Genomic DNA, 23,488 nt, shown 5'->3' with positions numbered 1-23,488 from the left:
TAAATAATTGACCCATTATGAAAAAGGATTCTATCCGGGAAATACTGATTATTAGTCTGCTGATATTTCTATCTGCCCTATGCCGCATTCTGACAAATCAGGCTGGTTTGTGGAATTTTAATGCAATTGGTGCAGCAGCCCTCTTCGGCGGCATCGTTCTGAGAGATAAACGCCTCGCGTATATCGTTCCATTATTGTCTTTATTCCTTTCTGACGTTTTCCTGCAGCTGTTCACCAGCATTCAGGCGCTGAACCGCGACTATCTGGGACAGTTGTTCTTCGTATATGGAGCATTTATGCTGATTGCCTTCATCGGTACCCGTATCAGAAAAGTGAACACGCTGACATTGCTGTTGTCTTCTATCGGCACCGGCGTATTGTTCTTCCTGATCACGAATCTGGGCACATTCCTTACAACAGACATGTATCCTAAAACAGCTGCTGGTCTGCTGGCTTGCTATGCTGCTGGTATTCCTTTCTACAAAGAAGGCGACCTGTTCAGCAGTTTTGCACTGAATGGCCTGATGGGCAACGTATTCTTTACAGCAGTGCTGTTTGGCGTATGGAGCATATTGAAATCATCAGTAATTGTTCCGAAAAGCCAGCTGGCTTAAACGAACGGATCATATTAAAAAAGCCGGCAGGATGTATTTCCTGCCGGCTTTTTTGTGTTTTATAGTCGTGTAACTTATTGACTTTGTGATTGCTATAAGGCTTCTTCGATCAAAATCGACTTAAATCACTGATTCTTAACCTGATAATGCTTTATTCTTCCATGTACAACGAAGGTGTATCCTTATTATACCATCATCTATCCGTTCACAAACGAAGTCATAGCGTCGTAATGACGGTGTAATCAGCTTGTACATGAATCCACACGTACAATCCGCAATTCCATATTGCCTCTGCCGCATTCGTCCGGTTTGCTAAACAATTAATTATAAATAAAAAAGCGACTGGATTGCTCCAGCCGCTTTAATTTCCCAAAATTTGATGTATTGGCGTATTAGTCTAATTTGAGTACGGCGAGGAATGCCTCCTGCGGTACTTCCACACTACCGATCTGTCTCATACGCTTTTTACCTTCTTTCTGTTTTTCCAACAGTTTACGCTTACGGGAGATATCACCACCATAACATTTGGCAGTTACATCCTTACGCATAGCGCTGATCGTTTCACGGGCCAGAATTTTGGCGCCGATTGCTGCCTGAATGGCAATCATAAATTGCTGACGAGGCAACAGTTCCTTCAGCTTTTCACACAGTTTACGACCGAAATCCTGTGCACGACCGCGGTGGATCAGGGCGCTCAGCGCATCCACCTTGTCGCCGTTCAACAGGATATCCATCTTCGCGATGTCACTGTCACGGTAACCGATCGGTGCATAGTCGAAGGATGCGTAACCACGTGTCTGGCTTTTCAGCTTATCATAGAAATCGAATACGATCTCTGTGAGTGGCATTTCAAATATCAGTTCAACCCTTGTTGGGGTCAGATAGCTTTGATTCATCAGGATACCTCTCTTACCGAGACACAGGGTCATGATGTTACCGATATAATCCGGTTTGGTAATGATCTGTGCTCTGATGAACGGTTCTTCGATGCGCTCCAATGTACTTGGATCCGGCATTTCAGAAGGGTTGTTCACGATGATGGTTTCCTTTCTGGTGGTATGGGCGATGAAGCTTACGTTCGGAACGGTGGTGATCACTGTCTGATTGAACTCTCTTTCCAGACGTTCCTGAATGATCTCCATGTGCAGCATACCGAGGAATCCGCATCGGAAACCGAAGCCCAGTGCCTGAGATGTTTCGAGTTCGAAAGTCAGGGAAGCATCGTTCAACTGCAGTTTCTCCATACAGTCACGCAGCTCTTCGAAGTCTTCTGTATTTACAGGGAAGATACCTGCGAATACCATTGGTTTCACCTCTTCGAAACCGTTGATCGGCTCCAGACTAGGATTCACGCTGGTAGTGATGGTATCACCCACTTTTACTTCTTTCGCATTTTTGATACCGGTGATGATATAACCTACGTCACCAGTTTTGACAGCCTGTGTTGGTTGCAGACCGAGTTTCAGAATACCTACTTCATCAGCAAAATATTCTTCATCTGTATTGAAGAATTTAACCTTATCCCCTTTCTTGAGGGTACCGTTAAATATTCTGTAATAAGCAATGATACCACGGAAGGAGTTGAATACGCTATCAAAGATAAGCGCCTGTAACGGAGCTTCCGGATCTCCTTTCGGAGCTGGAACACGTTTTACAATAGCATCCAGAATTTCTTCGATACCAATCCCTGTCTTACCGGAAGCCAGCAGGATCTCATCCTCCTTACAACCGATCAATTCTATGATCTGGTCTTTTACCTCCGGGATCATAGCACCATCCATATCGATCTTGTTGATCACGGGGATGATCTCCAGGTCATTTTCCAGAGCCAGATAAAGGTTGGAAATAGTTTGTGCCTGGATACCCTGAGCAGCATCAACCAACAGCAGTGCACCTTCGCAGGCAGCCAGCGCACGGGATACTTCGTAAGAGAAGTCCACGTGACCGGGAGTATCGATCAGGTTAAATACATATGACGTTCCATCCTGAACATAGTTCATCTGGATCGCATGACTCTTGATAGTGATACCTTTCTCTCTTTCCAGATCCATGTCATCCAATACCTGAGCCTGCATTTCTCTGTCTGAGATCGTCTTGGTATGCTCTAACAGCCTGTCAGCCAATGTACTTTTACCGTGGTCGATGTGTGCAATGATGCAAAAATTCCTGATATTCTTCATATATGCTTTTAAAACCAGGCGTTTAACGCCCCGCGTCAAGCCGCAAAGTTATTTAAATTTTGCTATTCCCGGATAGTGCCGGTCGTCAGATTTGGTACTATTTTATCTACATTTAAGAAAAATCTTTTTATGGATCTCCAACAACAGTTTGAAACGGCCGCTACAGCCAGTAAAACCCTGACCCAAAAACCTGATAATGAAACACTTCTGCGACTTTACTCACTGTACAAACAAGGAACTGAAGGTGATATCAACAGCGAAGCTCCCACTAACCCATTTGATTTTGTTGCAAAAGCAAAATATGAAGCATGGCAGAAACTGAAGGGAAAGACGAAAGAGGCCGCGCAGGAAGAATATGTGGCATTAGTTAACAGACTGACCAATTCCTGATGCCGAATTCCCTAATTCCTGATTACCTTTGGGGAGTATGTTACACACATTTAATATCAGCGAAAAGACCAGGCATTTTCTGGACCTCGAAGAACAATACGGGGCTCACAACTATCATCCATTGCCCGTAGTGCTGGATCGCGGAGAAGGTGTTTTTCTCTGGGACGTCGATGGTAAACGTTACTTCGACTTCCTTTCAGGCTATTCTGCTGTGAATCAGGGACATTGTCACCCGGTGATCATCCGTGCCTTAAACGAACAGGCACAACGATTAACTCTGACTTCCCGTGCTTTTCACAACGACCTGCTTGGTGAATACGCCGCTTTTATCACCCGTTACTTCGGCTATGACAAAGTATTGCCGATGAACACCGGTGTGGAAGCAGTGGAAACAGCCCTCAAACTGGCCCGCCGCTGGGGATATGTCGTGAAAGGTATTCCCGAAAATCAGGCAAAGATCATCGTATGCGCCAATAATTTCCATGGCCGTACCCTGAATGTCATTTCCTTTAGTACAGATCCTTCTTCCCGTACGAACTTCGGTCCGTTTATGCCGGGATATGAAGTGATACCATATAATAATCTGCCGGCATTGGAAAAAGCCCTGCAGGACAGTAATGTTGCCGGGTTCCTCGTAGAGCCGATACAGGGAGAAGCAGGTGTCATGGTACCCGATGACGGATACCTTGCCAAAGCCCGTCAGTACTGTGAAGACGCCAATGTATTATTTATCGCTGACGAGATCCAGACTGGTCTGGCCCGTACCGGTAAAATGCTTTGCTGCGATCACGAAAACGTACGTCCGGACATCCTGATTCTTGGTAAAGCCCTCTCCGGAGGTACATTACCGGTAGCCGCTGTACTCGCAGATGATGAGATCATGCTCACCATCAAACCCGGTGAACATGGCAGTACCTATGGTGGTAATCCACTGGCCTGTAAAGTGGCCATCGCAGCACTGACAGTATTGAAAGAAGAGAAAATGACAGAAAATGCTGCTGCAATGGGCGAACTGCTGAGAAGTGAACTGGCGGCCCTCAATTCCTCTCATATCAGCACCATCCGTGGTAAGGGATTGCTGAACGCCATCGTTATCAAACACGCTCATCCGGAAGCAGCATGGGACCTTTGCCTCGCATTAAAAGAAAACGGTCTGCTGGCCAAACCCACTCATGGCGATAAGATCAGGTTCGCACCTCCACTGCTGATCACTGCAGCACAGGTGAAAGAAGCTGTTGCCATCATTGCTAAAAGTCTTGAAATATTATAGCCGCGCATGTCCAAAGAGCAGAAAGCCATCCGTAGCAGCGGTTGGAAAACAGATTTCCTGATCGGATTTCCTGAAGGATTGCTACTACTGTTATTTACTACCTTCCTCTCACAGGGACTACCAATAACAGTACAGCTATTCTATACCATCAATACCTGTATATGGGTGGCAGGCAGCCTCCTTGTGACGATTACCGCCTTTCAGGCCAGCCGGGGTGATACACAACACGACGAAAGCACCCTCTCTCCGGAAGAAAGAGAAAAACTGGAAAAGCTCAACATCAGTGAGCCGATCATACAGAATATCGCGGCTGAAATGCAAAAGGACGCCGAACAATGGGAACAAACCCTGCGTGAGGAACATGTTGAAGAACGTCATTTTAGTTTCTCTACGGCACTCCGCAGCGGCTTACTGACAGGTATCTTCTTCCTCATAGGAGGTATTCTTCCTTTCATCTCCTACCTCCGGAATGAGAACTTCGCAATGGCAGCTTCCGGCAGTGTAATGATCACTTTCCTTGCGATGACACTTTTCAGCTTTATCAAGTCACGGCTGACCAGCCAATCACCTATTCCGATCATTCTGCGCAATCTGGCTTATACAGGAGCTGTCTGGTTGGGGGCTTATGTGATGCTGACTATATTCAGGTAAATCAGGAATTGGTGAGAATTGTTTTTCAATAACAACTATTCACTGACGATACTTCAAATCTTATAAATAAGAAGGCCTTCACAAACAGTGAAGGCCTTCTTATTTATAAGACTTGAAATCAATTTACAAGCATTCACCACCACTCATCCTCGTCTATCTCCGCTGTATTTCAATTACTGATTGACATTTACTTCTTCCCATTACTAAGGATCACACTCACAAACGCTACTATCGCTGCGAGAATCGAAAGATACAATCCTATCTCTCTCTCCGGACAAACACCCATCTCACATCTGGAAAACAATATGAAGTTCCTGAACGTCCACGCCACCAGAAAAGCAGTGATGAAAAGATTGATACGTGCAAACCATTTACCGCGTAATGCAAACAATAAAGCTGCGATTACGGCAACGGCTATATTCAGTTTACCGGGTTCACCAAAACTTGAACCTGTAGTGTTGAGGCCTGTGAATGCCAGATGTTTACTTTCGATGGTCAGCCATGGCAGGAATGCGCTGACGATGACTATCAAGACTGAAACTAATCCTATTATATTTGCTCTGTTCATAATTCGTTGTTATCTCGCTCCCGGAGGACAATGCTCTTTCAGGTAATTGGTATATAATGTAGAAAGGTGCTGGAACGTGCCTGCTCCTTCGCTGATGCTGTGTGTACGGTTAGGATAAGACATAAACTGGAACTGCTTGCCATTACGGATCAGTTCATTCTGCAGCAACTCAGCATTCTGGAAATGTACGTTGTCATCGCCGGTACCGTGTACATACAGCAGATTACCTACTAATCCTTTGGTGTAAGTCACCGGCGAACCTTTTACATAGTCTTCACGGTTTTCCTGTGGCAATCCCATATAACGCTCCTGATAAATGTTATCATAAGTAAACAGACTTCCTACAGCTGCGATAGCAATACCTGTCTTATAGATCTGCGGATAACGGAACAACAGGTTCAGCGTCATACCACCGCCGCCACTCCAGCCCCATACTGCTACGCGGGAAGTATCCAGATAAGCGTGACGTTTAAAGAGCTCTGTTGCAGCCATCGCCTGATCCTGCATATTTACCTGACCCACCTTCCGGTAGATCGCTTTACGCCAGGTACGGCCTTTTGGTAAAGGCGTACCACGGTTATCCATAGAGATATAGATATAACCATCTGCGGCCATATCGCCATTGTAAATGAAATTGCGTCCTGCGCCAAATTCGTCTTTTGCGGTAGCAGCTGCCGGTTCGCCGTACACATAGAATACCACCGGGTATTTCCTGGTAGAATCGAAGTTATTCGGACGGGCCATCCAGCCATCCATTGTCACACCATCGGCAGTAGTCACCTGAAAGAACTCCTGACGAATGGCAAAACGGGATGTCTGCAGATCACGGATGATACGGCTGTTGGTCGCATCTTTATGCTCAGGCAGATATACCAGTTCTGAATGTGGCTGATAATAATGATTGGAGAAACTATGCAGGGCATAGTCCGCAGTCGGAGAGATCTCATATTCATGCGTACCTGATTCTGCCAGCGGAGATACTCTTTCCGGCTGACCTTTACCATCCAGAGACACTTTATACAGATACTGCTGGGTTGCATTTTCAGGTGACGCCAGTATATACGCCTGATTATGCGCCTCATCGATACGCAGCAGGTTGATGATATCGTATTGTCCCGGGGTGATCAGGGTTTCTTTACCATTCATATCGATGCTATAGAGATGTCTCCAGCCATCTTTCTCACTCACCCAGATGAAGGATTTACCGCCATTGGTCCAGTCCCATCCTGCCAGTTCATCGTTCCAGCGGGAACGGATGTCTATCCACGCAGAATCGCTTTCTTTATAAAGTTCTGTGGTTTTACCGGTAGTGGCATTCGCCGTATAGAGAATGCTCTGGTTCTGTTTTCTGTTCAGCTGTTGCAGTATCAGACCTGTACGGGCCGGGTTCCATTCCATACGGGTAATGTAATGTTGTTGTGCATCACCTGGTACCTGCAACCAGATGGTTTTGGCTGTAGTGATGTCTACCACACCTACGCGGCAGGAAGAAGGACTTTCACCCGCTTTCGGATATTCCACCGGAACGGTATAAGCATACAGGGAATCGGTATTGTCGATCATCAGGAAGTCTCTGATCTTACGGGCATCAATCTGCCAGTAAGCGATTGCACGGCTGTCGGGGCTCCAACGGAAACCATCACGACAGTCAAACTCCTCTTCATATGCCCAGTCGAAGGTACCGTTGATCAGACGGCGGGAACCATCTTTTGTCAACGCCTTGATTTTATTGGTAGCGAGTTCTTCCACGTATAGATTATGCTCACTTACGTAGGCTACTTTTTGTCCATCGGGAGAAAATTTCGCAAACATGAGGGATGAGGCGGGTAATCCTTTACCCAGTTGTACCAGTTTACCGCTGGCAATATCCAACACCCAGTAGTCACCACGGGTTTTGTACCGCCATACTTTCTGCGCTTTTGTATAGATCAGCCACTTTTTTTCATCCGGTGTATAGGAGAAATCTTCTATTTCGATCACTGACTGCCCTTTGGGTGTCAATAAGGCCGGGGCGATCTTCTGGGTTGACTGACCGTCTTTGGCACTATACGCGGCAATACCGCCATTGTCTTCCGTCTGGTAAAAAGTCTTACCGTCGCCGGACCATTTTACATGTTTCCATGGCTGTGCACTGGCGCTGCCTGCGACCATACAGACTAAAAAAGTGAGTACCCTGCTTCCAGGGCAGCTGAAATAACGTAAACGCATCTGGTAGATTTGAAACGGCAAGATAAATCATTGGAGGGAAAATGGCGCGTCCAGTTTGTGGAAAACCTATTGTGGAAAAGTTTTATACAAGTGAGATACAACAAGTTATTACTTAAATTAATATATTTATACCGTTAAATTGTGCATGAAAATTGCAGTATAAATTTCTGTGAATGTTCGCCGAATACGTATATTCTAATTTAATCAAACTTTATTTTTTTTAATATCCTCTGAAAAACAGCAACACCATGATCCAGGTAACGTATACCTATAAGAACCGTGAATTCCTTCAATTGGAAGACTCTTTTATGAATCAGCTGGTACAATTAGGCGTAAGGCAGATGCACGCATTACTGGAACCTCTCTCCGACTCTCTTGTGAATGAAACCGGGAAGATCCGTATCAATCTTGATCAGCATCCAAAAATTGAATTAGAAGGTTTCAGCAATCCGGTGAAAGACCAGATAGAAATGGTTTTACGCGGAGAATAATCAGCGGGCTTCCACATCTGCCAGTTCGTAAAACGTAGCATGACGCAGGGGTTGCATCGGACGATGTTTAAATTCGCTCCAGACTTTGGTAAATGCAGCGCCGTAGTAGAAGATAATAGCACTATAGAAGATAAACAGCATCAACAGCACAGCGGAGGCTGAAGCCCCATACAGGATTCCAATATTACCTCCATATAACAGACGGCGTAATACCAATTTCCCGATACTAAAAAGTACTCCCGTGAGCAGGGCTCCCGAGAGAGCGACTTTCCATGTCGGCCGGGCATCCGGCAGGTAGCGGAATAGTACCGCGAACCAGCAGGTAACAATCAGCAAGGAAACCAGCTGTGTAAATACCCCGCTGAATATAAAGGCAGCGCTGGGGAATAATTCATTGACATAGTTACCCAGAAAGGCATGCGCACTTTCAGCCATCAGACTGGCCAGAAACAATATACCGGCGGCACCGATAACGATCAGTGAACGTAAGCGTCCCAGCAGTGAGTCCAGAAAGCTTTCCCTGACAGCGATACGTATCATCCATACCTGATTGAGGGAGCTCCTGATTACTTTCAGCAAGGTAGTGGCGACAAACAACAGGAAGATAAATAACACAATAGCCACAGGCCAGGTCTGTGCAAGTCCGCGGAACCCCCGGAGGGTGATCACCACCTGTTGGGCGCTGTCTTTCCCTACCAGTTCTCCCAGCCGTCCAATAAGCTGTTTGCCAATAGACCTGCGGTCGAAAAGCAGACCAAATACCTGTAATAAGATCAGCATGATCGGGGGTAAAGCGAAACTGGCGAAAAAAGCGGTCGCTCCCGCCAGTCGTAACGGGTCGTTATTTTGTAATACCTGAAATGATACGCGTAAGGTGCGTATAATGCTTTTGAAATACTCTCTGGACATTAATTACGAAAACATGGTCCGCTCATTAAAGTATAAAAACCATGCCTTTTTAAAGTGAAAAGCACTCAGGCTAACGCCCGAGGATGAAAAAGTTTTGTGTAACCTTTACTCTGTCAGGGATACTGACGCCATCAAAATGAATACTATTGAATTGAAAACTGCTGTCTGTGAGATGGGTGATCTCGCAAAGCGTTGTATCCAGTCTGAAAAAGGCATGTGTCACCGCCTCGTAGGGCCGGGTCGTCGAATTATTATCCCAAAGCATCACGGCATCTCCTTTCCCCTGAGCATCGATCTGAAAATCAATATAATCCGTACCAGGACGATTGACGATATCGAACCGCGTAAAGGCAGTGTCTCCGTCCTCAATGGTATATTCTTTATTAATAACCTGATGGATATACCATTTCCCATCATAGGCAGGTTGGTTGACTGTTGTGTCGTCTTTTTTACAGGCCGCAAGCAGCAGCAATGCCGAAACCAGCAGTTTTTTCATAGAAGAATTGATTGTCAGGCGCTAAATTAATATAAAACGGCTGTTCAATTCAAAAAGTTACAATTCTGCTTCCTCTGGCTTGTCCTTTTTACCCCCTAATTTGATTTTTACCTTTCCATCTTCCCCATCCATCGCATGCAGATGCAGTACAATCCCTTTTTTCCTCCGGAGCTTTCTTTCCTCCTTATTAAGGTCTTCATCCTTCTTCGGATTACGCAATGGTACTGTGATATACATATCGGTTCCCTTTGTCATCGCATATACCCCCGAGATATCCATATACAGAGCGCTGGAATTGATCTGCATGGGTGGCACGATGATCTTATTCCCCTGCAGGGTCAGTGTATTTTTTACATTGTCAAACGTGATATTGTCCAGATTACGGCGGCGGAACACCAGATTACCGATATCTTCGAGGGGTTCGAAATGCACCAGTGCACCCTGTCGCAGGTCAAAGGACAAGGTTCCATACATCGACTGTGGTGACATCTTCCCGTTATCCAGAATATTTCCGCTGATAGCTGCCGTAGCCGAGAAGATGCCCCTGAGATTTTTTGAACTCAGCGACTGCATCCCGAAATTATTGAACGCATGGAACAGTTGGTCCACATGGACGTTCCGGATGCCCGTATTGATCTTAAAACGGTTATTAATCCCGTCCTGTGTCATCACTCCGCTCATATTGATACTGCCTCCGGCATGGGCCAGCGAGACCTGCCGCAGATTGATATTACTCTCTTTCATGGAAAGGTCGGCCTTTACCTGTTGCGCCAGAAAGTTGCCATAGGTCAGTTTATCTACCTGCACACTGATATTGATAATACAGGAGCTCAGCATCACATCCAGCTGACTGGCAATACGGCTGATCTTCCGTCTGTTGGCCGCTATGCTTGTACGTTTGCTCTGCCGGCGTTTGCCGAGGAAGGCTTTGAATTCATTCAGGTCGATCCCTGTACTGCTGACTTTCCAGTCCAGTTCCAGTTTTTCGGGCGCTGAAAAGTATAAGGTGGCAATGTTCCGGACACTTCCTTCCATCTGCAGACTACTTTTCTGCGTACGGATGGAGATATTTTCCATGGACAGGTCCCGGCCATTAAAGTTCATCAGGGCATTACAGGCATTGAATTGCAGGTTTCTGGGGGTATATTCCATCGCCCCGTCTTTTAGCTGAATCTGGCCTTTTAAATAAGGAATAATCGTATCCCCGGCGGTAATCCCCCCTTTATAGTAGAGACCCGCCTTTGCCGTTCCACCCGTAAATTTGAAGACGCCATCCTCTCCCTGCGCATTATTCAGGTCAGTCAGCGGGAAATCTGCCTTAAAATAACCGGCCAGTGTAGGGTGCCGGAGATTGGTAATATCGATGGTATCAGCGGCTACGGGAATACCGTAAGTACGGGCTTTTAACCCATAGATGCTGACAACAGAATTCTCATCCGTATGCTCACCGGGCTGCCATTCATTAGAAAAACGGCCTGTAAAGCTACACTCCTGCAATTCCATCCCTTTTGTCGTCACATGATTATTTTCTGTTTTCCAGCTTACATTGACCCCGGGTTGGTCGCCCGGTTGCATCACACCTTTGATCACACAATCCGCATCCAGTGGATTATCCAGATTAATACTATCGAGTTTGGCTGTGATCTTTGGCGTCAGCATAGACGAGGCGAGGCGGAAAGGTATCTGTTCGGCAATAATATGCACAGTAAAGGAACGTGGCTGGTCACCAAAGGAGAAAGAAGCCCCGGCAGTGATCTTCTGATCTGCCACATACAATACCTGTTGCGGGATTTCCAGCAACTTTTTATTCCTGTTGTAGGTGATTTCCAGATCCGTTTGTAATGATTTATCCTTCAGGAAGCTTCCTCTTTCGGTATTAAACGCCAGACTGGCCACCTGCAGGGCGGTGCGCATATTACACACCCAACCGGAATCATGGTTGCGGAAGTTACCCCGGAGGTCTCTGATAGCAAAACTGAATAATTTATGTTTCTGTTGATTGTCTATCACCAGATTGACATTATTCAGCTGAAAACGGGTAATATCCGCGGCCATTCCTTTTCCTTCCGCTTTTACTTTTGTATTCTTTTTGAGCATGCCGGCATTGCTGTAACCCGTGCTGTCAGTGAATAAATAGATATTACCTTCCTCCAGAGATATTTGTTTGATATCCAATTGTTTTTTAAGTAGCGAGAAAGTGTTTATTTTTACGAAGATACGTGCAACATCAACTAAGGGATGATGATGTATATTCCACAGGCTATCCTTAACACTCACCCCTTCCAGCGCGACCGATACATTCGGAAAACTGCGCACCAGAGAAGGTTCCATGTCTTTTATCAACAGTTCTCCTCCATGTAGTCTGTCATTCAGCCGATCGCTGATCTGACGCAGAATCTGGTCTTTGTTATGCCGGATATGCCATGCTAGTCCGAGCCATAGCAATATGAGGAGGCCTATCAGGCTGCCGGAAACAATCAGGGTTATACGAAGCCATTTCTGCATGTAGGGAATTTACGTGAAATCAAAAAAGAAGGTTTTTAGTTCTTAATTAACACAAAATGTGCCGTATTGGAATGGCTTTTGTGTCTTAATGAATCACTTATGGAAAGACATACGTATCAGACAGGCATTATTGGCAATTGTGCTTACCTCGCACATGTCAATCTAAACACGAACATAGACTGGCTTTGCTGGCCACGCATGGACAGCTCCTTTATCTTTGGCGGTATGCTGGATAAGCATAAAGGGGGAGAATTCTATATCCGCCCTTCCGGTGAATATACTTCTAAGCAGTACTATCTGGAAAACACCAATGTACTGTGTACGGAAGTCACCAGTGAGAGTGGAAAGTACCGTATTACGGACTTTGCTCCCCGTTTTTATCAGTATGAACGGTATTTCAAGCCCCTCATGCTGATTCGCAAGATAGAACCACTGGAGGGCAATCCACGCGTGCAGGTGAAATGTAAACCCGTATGTGATTACGGAAGTGGTTTTCTGAAGGCCCAGAGGGGTAGCAACCACATTGAATTTCTGGGATGTGAGGAGACTTTACGCCTTACCACCAACATTCCCATCAGTTATCTCTTCGAAGAAGAATTCTTTGTTTTAAATGATGAAAAATACCTGCTGCTGACCTATGGCCATCCTTTGGAGGCGCCATTGAATGCCACAGCAGAAAGGTTTCTCCGTGAAACCACCCTTTACTGGCGTACCTGGATCAAACACTCCAATATTGCCAATTTCTACCAGCCGGCCGTCATCCGTTCTGCCCTCACCCTGAAAATTCACCAATATGAAGATACCGGCGCCATCATTGCCGCCAGTACGACCAGTTTGCCGGAATATCCGGGCAGCGGACGTACCTGGGATTATCGCTATTGCTGGTTGCGGGATACTTATTATGTGATTACCGCACTGAACCATATCGGGCATTTTGAGGAAATGGAGAAGTATTTCAGCTATGTGGCGGATATATCCTTCTCGGGGGACTACCGTTATCAGCCCCTATATGGCATAACGGGCAAAAAGAACCTCGTAGAGCAGATATTGCCTCATCTGGATGGTTATGAAGGAAATCAGCCGGTACGCATCGGTAATCAGGCGTATGAGCATATACAGAATGATATCTACGGACAGGTACTGATCTCCATGCTCCCTTTATATACGGATCATCGTTTTGTCTTCTCGGAAAGAAAGGACTCTGCGTGGTGGCTGGAATATCTGCTGAATAAGATTGAACACACTATTGATGAAAAAGATGCGGGCATATGGGAGTTCCGCAACTTCGCCAATATTCACTGTTACAGTAACCTGTTCCAATGGGCGGGTTGTGCTGCTGCGGAAAAAATGGCGCGTACCATCGGTAATCAGCAACTGGTAGAAAAAGCGATTGCATTAAAAGATCGTGCGGCAGCGCATATTGAAAGCTGTTACGATCCTGTCAGGAAAGTATATACTAATGCCGCCGGCAGTCAGCATCTTGACGCAAGTACTTTACAGCTGATCATGATGAACTATCTGGACCCGGCTTCAGAAAAAGCACGCGATCATCTGGCGGCACTGGAAAAGGAACTGAAAACGCCACAGGGATTATTCTATCGTTATCTGCATTCAGATGATTTCGGAAAACCCAAAGCAACCTTCCTCGTATGTGCGTTCTGGTATGTAGAAGCATTGGCGTGTGTAGGTCGTATTGATGATGCGGTACGGGAGTTTCAGAATCTGCTGCAATATTCTAATCACCTGCAGTTATTCAGTGAAGATGTGGTGGAAGAAAGTGGCAGTCAGTGGGGTAACTTCCCGCAGGCTTACAGTCATGTGGGGCTGATGAATGCGGCGTACAGAATATCCATGAAACTGGATGTGCCGATCTTTCTTTAATAGTCAGGATATTTTTTGTTGAAGTAAGAGGATGTCTGTGATGAATAGGGGCATCCTCCTTTTATACTAGCTAAATAAACGGTAAAAGTAAAAAGGGCCCGCCTGCGGCGGAGCCCTTTTTTATGTTGCATTAGTAATCAGCGGAATGGTTTATCCTGCTACGAGGGTTCTCAAAAATGCTCTTACCTCATGATGGTTTCTCAGATAATATCTTGCTGCTGACACCTGGCTTCCCACCTTGATTGTCACAGCATCACCGGATAGGGCTTTGAATATATCTTCATCAGTATGATCATCCCCGATTGCAAGCGTAAATTCAAACTTTCTGTCCTGCAACCAGGCCAGCGTAGCTTTCCCTTTATTGATCTCCACATTTTTTATTTCGATCACTTTATCACCCGGCAATATCTGTAATCCGATATCATTGGTAAAATAGCGGAGAGTGTTCATCAGTTCATTCGCACGTAATTCACCCAGACCTGTTTCTACCTTACGGTAGTGCCATACGAGGGAATAACTTTTTCTTCGATGAACGAACCCGGAGTACGGTCCATATAGGTATCGAGAATAGGCATGATATCTTGTTTCCAGTTAGCATTTAGTCCGGGGATTTTCTGCCAGTCTTCACCATATTTCTTATGCCATGCACCATGTTCTGCGATCAGGTCTAATGGCAATTGTCCAAGCCATTCTTCGAGTGTTTCGTGTTTACGGCCGCTGATCATCACAACATGATTTGCTTTATCATGCGTGAGTGTTTTGAGCAGCTGATAGAGTTCCTGATCGGGAGATGCGAGGTCTATATTTGCCTGAAAGCCGACGAGTGTACCATCATAGTCGAGGAAGATGACACGTTCAGGTGCTTTCTTATAATGATTGCGTACCTGTGATTGCATGTCCATACTCATACGACGGGCCAGCATTGATTGCTGCAGTTGTTTTACTTCCTGCAGACGTGTCATGAACAGTTTTACCCAGTGAGAAATATTGAATTTCTGCACGACCTGCCGCATTGATTTCATACGACGTTCCTGTTCTTTCTGCGGCATATTAATCGCCTCGTGTAAAGCTCTTGCGATAGCACCGATATTATTGGGGTTTACGATCAGTGCGTCAATCAGTTCTTTAGATGCACCGGCCATCTCACTCAGAATCAGTACGCCGTCGTTATCTTTCCGGCTGGCTACGTATTCTTTGCTGACAAGGTTCATACCGTCACGCATGGGCGTTACGAGTCCGACATCAGCGAAGTTATACAAGGCAGACAACACTTCCACCGGAAATGAGCGATAGAAATAATTCACCGGATGCCAGTTCATAGTGCGGAACCGCGCGTTAATACCGCCGGCCAGCATATCGATAGCTTCTTTTAATTCTTTGTATTGCGGAACGGTATCCCTTGAAGGAACAACGATCATATACAGTACCACTTTCTCTGTGTATTCCGGATAGAGTTGCAGGAAGAGTTCAAATGCCTGTAAACGCTGAATAATCCCTTTGCTATAATCGAGGCGGTCGATTGACAAGACCATGTGTGTATCATGGAATGTTTCTTTCAGACTTTCGAGTTGTCGTAATACCTCGGGATCAAAAGAAAGTTGTTCAAACTTCTCGTTGTCGATACCCATCGGAAAGGTTTCAGCGATCACTGCGCGATCATTCACTGTTACGACGTTAGCCGATGCATTCACTGGCAGCAGGCGGGTAACAGCGTTCAGGAAATGATGGCTGTCATCGAAGGTATGGAAACCTAAGAGATCTGCACCCAGCATACCTTCCAGCAATTCCACACGCCATGGTATGAGGCGGAAAAGTTCGAATGAAGGGAAAGGAATATGCTGGAAATAGCCAATTGCCACATCAGGCACTTCCGCGCGGATCATGCCCGGTAATAATAGTAATTGATAATCGTGGATCCAGATAACATCCCCCGGTTCGGCGACTCTCAGGATAGCGTCTCTGAATTTACTATTTACCTGATAGTAAAAATCCCAATATACCTGTTCATAGCGGGCATAAACGGACATATAGTGGAAAACAGGCCACAGTATCTCGTTTGAAAATCCCTCATAATAGTTGTTGATCTCCTCCTGTGTCAGGTACACAGGCATCAGATTCATGTCACTTAATTGTTCAGTAATTTTTGGTTGTGCAGCCTCACTCACATCTATGCCCGGCCATCCTATCCAGATATTGTAGCCTTGCCTGTAAATGGAACCCAAGCCTGTAGCCAGACCACCTTCACTGGGATTCAACACGTAGTCTCCATCCTTTTCAGTGATCTTTACCGGTAGCCTGTTAGATACAATAATGGTTTTACTCATAATACAGTTTTAAATCAAAAAATCTATGCTGATATCAATGCCAGTCCCGATATACGGAAAGCACTTTACAAAAAACGCACCTGAAAATAGATACGGAAAGAAAGCAGTCTGATAAACAGGTAACGATGACTGCAGGTGTTCGACGACAAATAGACGACAATAGCTGCCAATATACGGAAATTTATGGTATTCGTTTTGAAACAAACTCGTACATTGAAGTATGAATGGAGAAAAATCAAGTTGTCCATTCACCGAAACAATAAAAACAAGCAGGCTGAAACGCACTATCAATAAAGGATCAGCATGATAGCAACAAAAGGCATCAGCAGTTCTGCAAAAAAATATGTATGGTATAAATAAAAAATCTGCAACGATCAATATCATTGGAGTTGTGTCAGGAAAATTGATCATGCACAGATAAAAATAAATATAACCATACACGCAGAAATGAATAAAGATCCTTATCCGCGTATAAAAAAACGCACAATAAAACAACAGCAACAGTACGGTGAACAATCACCCTGACACGTACAAACAGTAACTAATTTTACTCATCATAAAAACCAAATCAACGACGATAATGGAAAAAAGACAATTGGGAAAATCGGCATTACAGGTGGCACCTTTGGCTTTTGGCGGAAATGTTTTCGGCTGGACAGCAGATGAAGCTACTTCTTTCTCTCTTCTCGACGCATTTGTGGCAGCGGGCTTTAACCTGATTGATACGGCGGACTCCTATTCTCATTGGGCGCCCGGTAACAGCGGCGGTGAATCAGAAACGATTATTGGTAAATGGTTAAAGAAAAGTGGTAAACGTGATCAGGTGATCATCGCTACCAAAGTAGGTGGAGGGAAAGTAAAAGACCTCTCTCCTGCTTACATAGAGAAGACGGTAGAAGAATCATTACGCAGACTACAAACAGATTATATTGATCTGTATCAGTCGCATTATGATGATCTTAAAACACCGATAGATGAAACACTCGCCACTTATGACAAACTGGTAAAAGCGGGTAAAGTACGCGTGATTGGTGCTTCCAACTTCAGTCCGGAAAGACTGCTGCAATCACTTGAATCCAGTGAAACCAACGGATTCCCCCGATACGAATCCTTACAACCTGAATATAACCTTTACGACCGTCAGAAATTTGAGCGCGAATACCAACCGATCACACAAGGCTACCATCTTGGCGTCATCAGTTACTATTCTCTCGCCAGCGGCTTCCTGAGTGGTAAATACAGAAAAAAGGAAGACGCCTCCAAAAGCACCCGTGGCGATAAAGCAGTAGGCTATCTCGACGAACGCGGACAAAGCATCCTCGAAACCCTCGACGAAGTATCTGCCGACTACAAAACAACACCTACCAGTGTTGCCATCGCGTGGCTTGTACAACGTCCCGGCATCACCGCTCCCATCGTGAGCGCCACCAGCACCCAACAATTAGAAGACCTTTTAAAGGCCACAAATTTAGGATTGGATGCAGGTGCCATAGAAAAGCTGAATATCGCAAGCGACTATGAATAACAAAGGCAGCGCAAACGCTATGACATCATCTGAAAGGAATTATATAGGATGGTAGGATATCACACAGATGATAGGTATATGATACCATATGATGAGCATAACGAAGGAAGCGCAAACGCTATGACATCGTCTGAAAAAATAATAAAGGCCAGCAGACTTCTCTTAACATTTAGCAAAAGAGAAATCTGCTGGCCTTAAAAAATTTATCCTATCCGTAAATAAACAAAGATACAAGCAATACAACCACTCAATTACGACTTCAGAACATTAATCAGCCATTCAGTCGCCAACCGCGTTCAATGCAGAGGGAGACCACTGGCCTTAGTTATTTGAAGTACGCTGAGCCCATGCAACCAGGGGTTTAATCCACCCCCAACTGCCCAAACCTCCCAACCAAAGCCCCATAGAAAGGAACTTCAAAGAACTACAGCCTGTGGTCCCCTCTGCTTTGAACGCAGTAAGACCCACACAATTCCCGCCGCAGCCCCAGAAGCAACTAATCAACAACAGCCGCCGCCACTACTCAATCTTAATAACCGTCTTGCCTTTCCCCTTCAGCCCCCTACTCTCCGATATCGCCCCCGGCACATCCTTCATCCCGATCACCTCCCCAACCGGCACCACCAACGCACCATTATCCACCGCATCCGTCAACGCATCCAACGACGCCGGCGTCCCCTGCGTCTCAAAATTCCCACCACTCAGCCCTCTCGCCTTCAACACCTCCGGCGTCGCCACAAAAGCCGTCGTCAACGCCACTCCTTTTACCACCACCAACTCCGTCAACGCCTTAAACACTTCCGCCGGACTAACCAGATCTATCAACCCATCCACTCCCGAAGGATAGCGATTACGAATTTCCTTCTCTATCGACAGTTTTTTATAATTAATCGTCTCTTTCGCCCCCAGCTTTTTCATCCGCACCTCATCCTCATCACTGCTAACAGTAGCAATCACATAGATCCCCTGCATCGCTGCCAGTTGCACGACGAAAGATCCCACGCCGCCAGTCGCTCCGACAAGCAATAATATCTGCTCATGTTTCAGCCCGGAACGCTCGATGATCTGCTGTGCCGTCATCCCTGCGGTAGGCATGGCAGCAGCTTCCACGAGAGAAATGGAATTCGGCGCATGAGAGATGGCTGCTTTCTCCGGCACAGCGACGTATTCCGCGTAAGACCCTTCTCCTACAGGAGAATGGATAAACTGACCATAGATCTGATCACCGGGTTTGAAAAGCGTCACACCCTCGCCCACTGCTTCGACGGTACCGGCACCATCAACTCCCAGCACAAGCGGGAATTTATGCGGCATTTTCCCATCGAGGATGCCATCTATTAATTTCCAGTCAAATGGATTCATACCAGCAGCGGCTACACGTACGAGGATCGTGCCCGGCTTTACCTCAGGGCGTGGCAGTTCCATTACTTCAGGAACACCCTTAAATTGCTGAACGGCTACAGCCTTCATAAGCTAAAATTCAGTTGTGTGGTTAATCAATATGATGGTTCTTTGGTACGGCTATACGTTGCGCACTGTAAATACCCGCATGCCCGCTGAAATAATACGCGGTGAAGCACGCTACAGCAAAATATAGCACATGAGTTGTGCCAAAAAGTTCGACCCCCATCAACGTACACGCAATGGGAGTATTGGTGGCGCCTGCAAATACGGCAATAAATCCGAGACCTGCAAACAAATCCACCGGTGCGCCCATTAAAACCGCGAGTGTATGACCTAAGGTAGCACCGATAAAGAAAAGTGGGGTGACTTCACCACCTTTGAAACCCATGCCGAGTGTGATAGCGGTCAGGAGTAATTTCCACAGCCATCCCCACGAAGAGATCTCTTTTGTGGTAAAGGCATTGACGATACTGACACCATCAGGGTCGGGGGTGGTAACTCCCAGCCCGATATAATCCCGCGTACCCAGCAGATAGCAGCTACCGATGACGATAAGTCCGCCGATAGCGGGAATCAGCCATGCAGTTTTTATCCATGCTTTTGAATAACTTTTGATATTACGCATGCAGGTGGCAAACAGAAAGCTGGCCAGACCGAACGCAACACCGCAGACAACTACTTTGATAAGTAGGATAAAATCGAAGTGAACGAAGTGGAAAGAGATATGATTACTTTCAAAAAGTATCTGATAATGTGTATGATGAATACCCCATGCGGAGCATACGATATCTGCAAATACGGCGGAGATCAGGCAGGGGATCAGGGCGTCATAGCGTATCAGACCGATGGCGAGTACTTCAAGGGCAAACACGGCTCCTGTGAGCGGCGTTCCGAATACAGCCCCGAAGCCGGCAGCAATCCCCGTCATCAGGATGATCTTTACATCTGCAGCGGACAAGCGGAACCAGCGGGCCAGCATATGCGCCATGCTGCCTCCTATCTGCACAGCAGTACCTTCTCTTCCGGCCGATCCACCAAATAAATGGGTGATAATAGTAGTAGCAATAACCAGTGGCGCCATACGGGCTGGTACACCACCGCCGGGTTCATGGATCTCGTCCATAATCAAATTATTACCTGCTTCTGATTTACCACCCAGCTTCTTGTATAAAAAGTGGATCAATATACCCGCTATGGGCAATAACCAAAGCAACCAGCCATGCTGCCAGCGCAACTGAGTGACCTGATCCAGTAACCATAAAAATAAAGCAACAAGAGAACCGACAACAACAGAGACAGGGACGATGATGATTGTCCAGCGTAGCAGCTGGTATGCAATTGTCAGTTGTTCTACAGAGTGTTTGATATATTTCATTAGCCTACAAATAAATACAAATTTATCATCTTCCCGATATGCGCAGGAAGATCCATGTTTATTTGTAGGCGCCATCAGACTTGCCGGAGATGTGATCAGGGCGAAGACGGTTCTGTGCAGGAAGACACCATTTCCTGTAAAGGGTGATACTGATATAACACAAATATACCAGTTATGCGTTAAAATTAGTGAAAATATAGTTAAAGAAGGGGGATTTTCAGATTCTCTACAGAATCTTTTGTGAAATTTGTAGTAATTTAAATAGTATTAACGGTAACATAAAGAATTCACCAGCATCAAACATGAGATTGTTCTTACTGCTTAGCCTGCAACTGTCGACGTACTGTGTCTATGCTACTGCTGACACAGCAATTGTAAATGTGAATGCGGATACGACTATCCATCACGCAAATGATGTGCCAACAACATCAGAAAAGGTGATGGAGCCAGTTCCGGTTTTTAACACAAACCTGAACTATAAACGCAGCATTCCCAATTATACGTCCAGACTTGCCGGCATCATCGTCCCAACCGCCATGATAACTTATGGCGCCGTGTCATTGACTAGCGGTGGCTTACGCTCACTGGATCGCAGCACCAAGAACGAGATCATGGAAGATCATCCGACCTTCCGCACCAGCATCGATGATTATCTGAAATATGTTCCTGCAGCAGCTGTATACGCATTGAATATGGCTGGTATCAAGGGTAAACATAATTTCGCAGATCGCACCATACTGTTGGGAATGTCGTCCGTTCTGGTGACTTCTTCTACTTTTTTCATCAAAAATGCTACAGGTCGCCTGCGCCCTGATGGTAGTACTTACAACTCTTTCCCTTCCGGCCACACTTCTGTTGCGTTCATGACAGCACAGTTCATGTGGGAGGAATACAAAGATGTTAGTCCATGGTATGGTGTGGCCGGTTATGCGGTCGCTACTACTACAGGCGTACTGCGCATCTATAACAACCGTCACTGGTTAAGTGATGTTGTTGCCGGTGCAGGCCTCGGTATCCTGAGTACAAAAGCGGCTTACTGGGCTTATCCAAGGATCCAACGCCTCTTTACGCCAAAGGACCGTGACCGCGAACCAAATACCCGCGCGATCCTTATGCCGAACTACAACACACAATGGAAATCCGTAGGACTTTCCGCTGTGCTGATGATGAAGTAATTAGTCTTTTATGTTCTTAAGCAGGACTCCCTAAAGGGTCCTGCTTTTTTATTGCCCCAAAGAGAATTGACTAAAATTTTCTGAAATGGCAACATATATTCCATTCTATAAATCGCCTTTTCCTTTATGCTCTCAGCCTGATATCTTCACCTGAGACCGACTTCCCATCCATCATCCTGAATATTATTTTTACATTAATAACCACTCCCCCACTGTCATCTGAACATACCAGCCAATAAGTTTGCACCGTTGAACAGTCAGCCAGTATTACCCTTAGCCGGCTATTCATCTTCAATTCTTCATTCTTAATTTCTAATTAAACATATGGATCGTCGTTCCTTACTGAAAAACCTCGGCCTCGGCGCATTGATCGGCGCCATCCCCGGTACCCGCACACTTGCCGCCAACACACCCGCTATCATCAAAGCGAAAAAACGGGTATTACGTTTCGCCCATCTGACGGATGTACACCTCGAACCGGAAATGCACGCTCCCGAAGGACTGGCAAAATGCCTCCGCCACATACAGGCGCAGAAAGATGCCCCTTCCTTCATCATGAATACAGGCGATTGTATCATGGATGCACTCAAACAACCGAAAGACCGTGTGGAAGTACAGTGGAATCTCTGGCATGGATTGATGAAAAGTGACAATAGTCTGCCGATAGAATATTGTATCGGTAACCATGATTGCTGGGGCGCCGGACAAACAAGCGATCTCCTCTATGGTAAGAAATACGCGCTGGAAATGATGCAGCTGGAAAAACCTTACCGCAGCTTCGATAAAGCAGGCTGGCACTTCATCGTACTGGACAGTATCCAGCCAAAGAAAGATGGCGTATGGTATACCTGCAAACTGGATGACGAACAGTTTGACTGGCTCAAAAAAGATCTCGAAGCAAATACAAAATTGCCCGTAGCAATCTTCTCGCACGTACCAATCGTATCAGCGGCTACTGTGGTAGTAGATAATAAGTTCAAAGAAGATGTAGGTTACGAACTTGGACTGGGCTCTATGCATACAGACTCCGCCAGACTGGTAGCCCTATTTGATGAGCATCCGAATGTAAAGCTCTGTATGAGCGGACATATCCACCTGTATGAGCAGATACAGTACAATGGCGTGACCTACATCAGCAATGGCGCTGTCAGTGGCAACTGGTGGAAAGGAAAACGGTATCGTACAGACAATGGATATGCAATGGTCAATCTATATGAAGACGGTACCTTCGACAATGAATACATTCCCTATGGATGGACAGTCTAAGCCTGTTTCCTTTTCTCGTCGGTTTTGTCCTTCTGATCGTATTCATTCTCATCATAGCCTTCCATCGTATTGTTCTTGTCATCGTTAAACTCCTTCTTAGGAGCCGCTTTGGCCGCGCTGGTATCACCCGCATTTTTGCGCTTTACCTCTTTGATGACGCGTCTTTGTGTTGTTGATTTCTTAATAGTCATACGGATCGTTTTATAAAGAGGATACAAAAATGCTGCCGGAGGAAAATAGAAAAACGGAACCCATA

Annotated in this window: 18 protein-coding genes, 1 pseudogene and 1 riboswitch; of the genes and pseudogenes, 9 read left to right on the top strand and 10 right to left on the bottom strand. The window is 45.8% G+C overall.

Annotated features, from left to right (window positions below):
• Positions 1–17 precede the first annotated feature (17 nt).
• Positions 18–614 carry a DUF6580 family putative transport protein gene (locus tag FEF09_RS15695; protein ID WP_146305998.1) on the top strand — a complete coding sequence of 199 codons (597 nt, stop codon included), beginning with the start codon at positions 18–20 and terminating at the stop codon, positions 612–614.
• Positions 615–1,006: 392 nt separating this feature from the next.
• Here FEF09_RS15695 and lepA read toward each other — a convergent pair whose 3' ends face one another.
• Positions 1,007–2,794: a translation elongation factor 4 gene (lepA, locus tag FEF09_RS15690; protein WP_146305997.1), complete on the bottom strand. Its 1,788-nt coding sequence runs from the start codon at positions 2,792–2,794 to the stop codon at positions 1,007–1,009.
• A 129-nt stretch (positions 2,795–2,923) separates the two neighbouring features.
• On the opposite strand from lepA, the gene FEF09_RS15685 reads away from it, so the two are divergent.
• The 3 genes from FEF09_RS15685 to FEF09_RS15675 are packed head-to-tail and all read left to right on the top strand — an operon-like array spanning position 2,924 to position 5,105.
• Positions 2,924–3,184, top strand: coding sequence for an acyl-CoA-binding protein (locus FEF09_RS15685; protein WP_146305996.1), 261 nt, complete (start codon positions 2,924–2,926; stop codon positions 3,182–3,184).
• Between the two features lie 37 nt (positions 3,185–3,221).
• Positions 3,222–4,454 (top strand): ornithine--oxo-acid transaminase, encoded by a 1,233-nt coding sequence (rocD, locus tag FEF09_RS15680; RefSeq protein ID WP_146305995.1) that lies wholly within the window; start codon positions 3,222–3,224, stop codon positions 4,452–4,454.
• A gap of 6 nt (positions 4,455–4,460) precedes the next feature.
• Positions 4,461–5,105 (top strand): VIT1/CCC1 transporter family protein, encoded by a 645-nt coding sequence (locus tag FEF09_RS15675; RefSeq protein ID WP_146305994.1) that lies wholly within the window; start codon positions 4,461–4,463, stop codon positions 5,103–5,105.
• A 187-nt stretch (positions 5,106–5,292) separates the two neighbouring features.
• Here FEF09_RS15675 and FEF09_RS15670 read toward each other — a convergent pair whose 3' ends face one another.
• The gene (locus tag FEF09_RS15670) at positions 5,293–5,673 is read right to left on the bottom strand and encodes a hypothetical protein (RefSeq protein WP_146305993.1); all 381 of its coding nucleotides are present in this window, start codon (positions 5,671–5,673) and stop codon (positions 5,293–5,295) included.
• Between the two features lie 9 nt (positions 5,674–5,682).
• Positions 5,683–7,824, bottom strand: coding sequence for a S9 family peptidase (locus FEF09_RS15665; protein ID WP_261387523.1), 2,142 nt, complete (start codon positions 7,822–7,824; stop codon positions 5,683–5,685).
• A 305-nt stretch (positions 7,825–8,129) separates the two neighbouring features.
• Here FEF09_RS15665 and FEF09_RS15660 point away from each other — a divergent pair, with 305 nt between their 5' ends.
• Positions 8,130–8,372 carry a hypothetical protein gene (locus FEF09_RS15660; RefSeq protein WP_012791660.1) on the top strand — a complete coding sequence of 81 codons (243 nt, stop codon included), beginning with the start codon at positions 8,130–8,132 and terminating at the stop codon, positions 8,370–8,372.
• Here the strand turns inward: FEF09_RS15660 and FEF09_RS15655 are convergent, their stop codons facing one another.
• The 3 genes from FEF09_RS15655 to FEF09_RS15645 form a co-directional block, all read right to left on the bottom strand.
• Complete coding sequence (locus FEF09_RS15655) at positions 8,373–9,281, bottom strand: YihY/virulence factor BrkB family protein (protein WP_146305991.1); 909 nt, start codon at positions 9,279–9,281, stop codon at positions 8,373–8,375.
• A gap of 70 nt (positions 9,282–9,351) precedes the next feature.
• Positions 9,352–9,777 carry a hypothetical protein gene (locus FEF09_RS15650; RefSeq protein WP_146305990.1) on the bottom strand — a complete coding sequence of 142 codons (426 nt, stop codon included), beginning with the start codon at positions 9,775–9,777 and terminating at the stop codon, positions 9,352–9,354.
• A gap of 57 nt (positions 9,778–9,834) precedes the next feature.
• Positions 9,835–12,282, bottom strand: coding sequence for an AsmA-like C-terminal region-containing protein (locus FEF09_RS15645; RefSeq protein WP_146305989.1), 2,448 nt, complete (start codon positions 12,280–12,282; stop codon positions 9,835–9,837).
• A 66-nt stretch (positions 12,283–12,348) separates the two neighbouring features.
• Between FEF09_RS15645 and FEF09_RS15640 the strand changes: the two genes are divergently transcribed.
• On the top strand, positions 12,349–14,163 hold the full coding sequence (locus FEF09_RS15640) for a glycoside hydrolase family 15 protein (RefSeq protein WP_315898164.1): 1,815 nt from the start codon (positions 12,349–12,351) through the stop codon (positions 14,161–14,163).
• 219 nt (positions 14,164–14,382) lie between these two features.
• Here the strand turns inward: FEF09_RS15640 and FEF09_RS15635 are convergent.
• Positions 14,383–16,487 (bottom strand): annotated as a pseudogene (locus FEF09_RS15635) (bifunctional alpha,alpha-trehalose-phosphate synthase (UDP-forming)/trehalose-phosphatase); the annotation flags it as partial.
• 580 nt (positions 16,488–17,067) lie between these two features.
• Between FEF09_RS15635 and FEF09_RS15630 the strand changes: the two are divergent.
• Positions 17,068–18,012: an aldo/keto reductase gene (locus tag FEF09_RS15630; RefSeq protein ID WP_146305987.1), complete on the top strand. Its 945-nt coding sequence runs from the start codon at positions 17,068–17,070 to the stop codon at positions 18,010–18,012.
• A 519-nt stretch (positions 18,013–18,531) separates the two neighbouring features.
• On the opposite strand, the gene FEF09_RS15625 is transcribed toward FEF09_RS15630, so the two are convergent.
• Positions 18,532–19,437, bottom strand: a complete 906-nt coding sequence (locus tag FEF09_RS15625; RefSeq protein WP_186774366.1) for an NADP-dependent oxidoreductase — start codon at positions 19,435–19,437, stop codon at positions 18,532–18,534.
• 67 nt (positions 19,438–19,504) lie between these two features.
• Positions 19,505–20,791: a voltage-gated chloride channel family protein gene (locus FEF09_RS15620; RefSeq protein WP_261387522.1), complete on the bottom strand. Its 1,287-nt coding sequence runs from the start codon at positions 20,789–20,791 to the stop codon at positions 19,505–19,507.
• Positions 20,792–20,849: 58 nt separating this feature from the next.
• A riboswitch (Fluoride riboswitch) is annotated at positions 20,850–20,935 on the bottom strand.
• A gap of 158 nt (positions 20,936–21,093) precedes the next feature.
• Here FEF09_RS15620 and FEF09_RS15615 point away from each other — a divergent pair.
• Together FEF09_RS15615 and FEF09_RS15610 are read left to right on the top strand one after the other, a co-directional pair.
• Positions 21,094–21,966 carry a phosphatase PAP2 family protein gene (locus tag FEF09_RS15615; RefSeq protein ID WP_146305984.1) on the top strand — a complete coding sequence of 291 codons (873 nt, stop codon included), beginning with the start codon at positions 21,094–21,096 and terminating at the stop codon, positions 21,964–21,966.
• A gap of 324 nt (positions 21,967–22,290) precedes the next feature.
• A complete protein-coding gene (locus FEF09_RS15610; RefSeq protein WP_146305983.1) occupies positions 22,291–23,232 on the top strand; it encodes a metallophosphoesterase family protein in 942 nt (313 codons plus the stop codon).
• Here FEF09_RS15610 and FEF09_RS15605 read toward each other — a convergent pair.
• Positions 23,229–23,423: a hypothetical protein gene (locus FEF09_RS15605; RefSeq protein WP_146305982.1), complete on the bottom strand. Its 195-nt coding sequence runs from the start codon at positions 23,421–23,423 to the stop codon at positions 23,229–23,231. The genes FEF09_RS15610 and FEF09_RS15605 overlap by 4 nt on opposite strands.
• Positions 23,424–23,488: the final 65 nt, after the last annotated feature.

This window comes from Chitinophaga pinensis, from assembly GCF_007896845.1.
In the GTDB taxonomy this organism is placed as follows: Bacteria; Bacteroidota; Bacteroidia; order Chitinophagales; family Chitinophagaceae; genus Chitinophaga; species Chitinophaga pinensis_C.
This window is presented reverse-complemented; position numbering and strand designations above follow the sequence as displayed.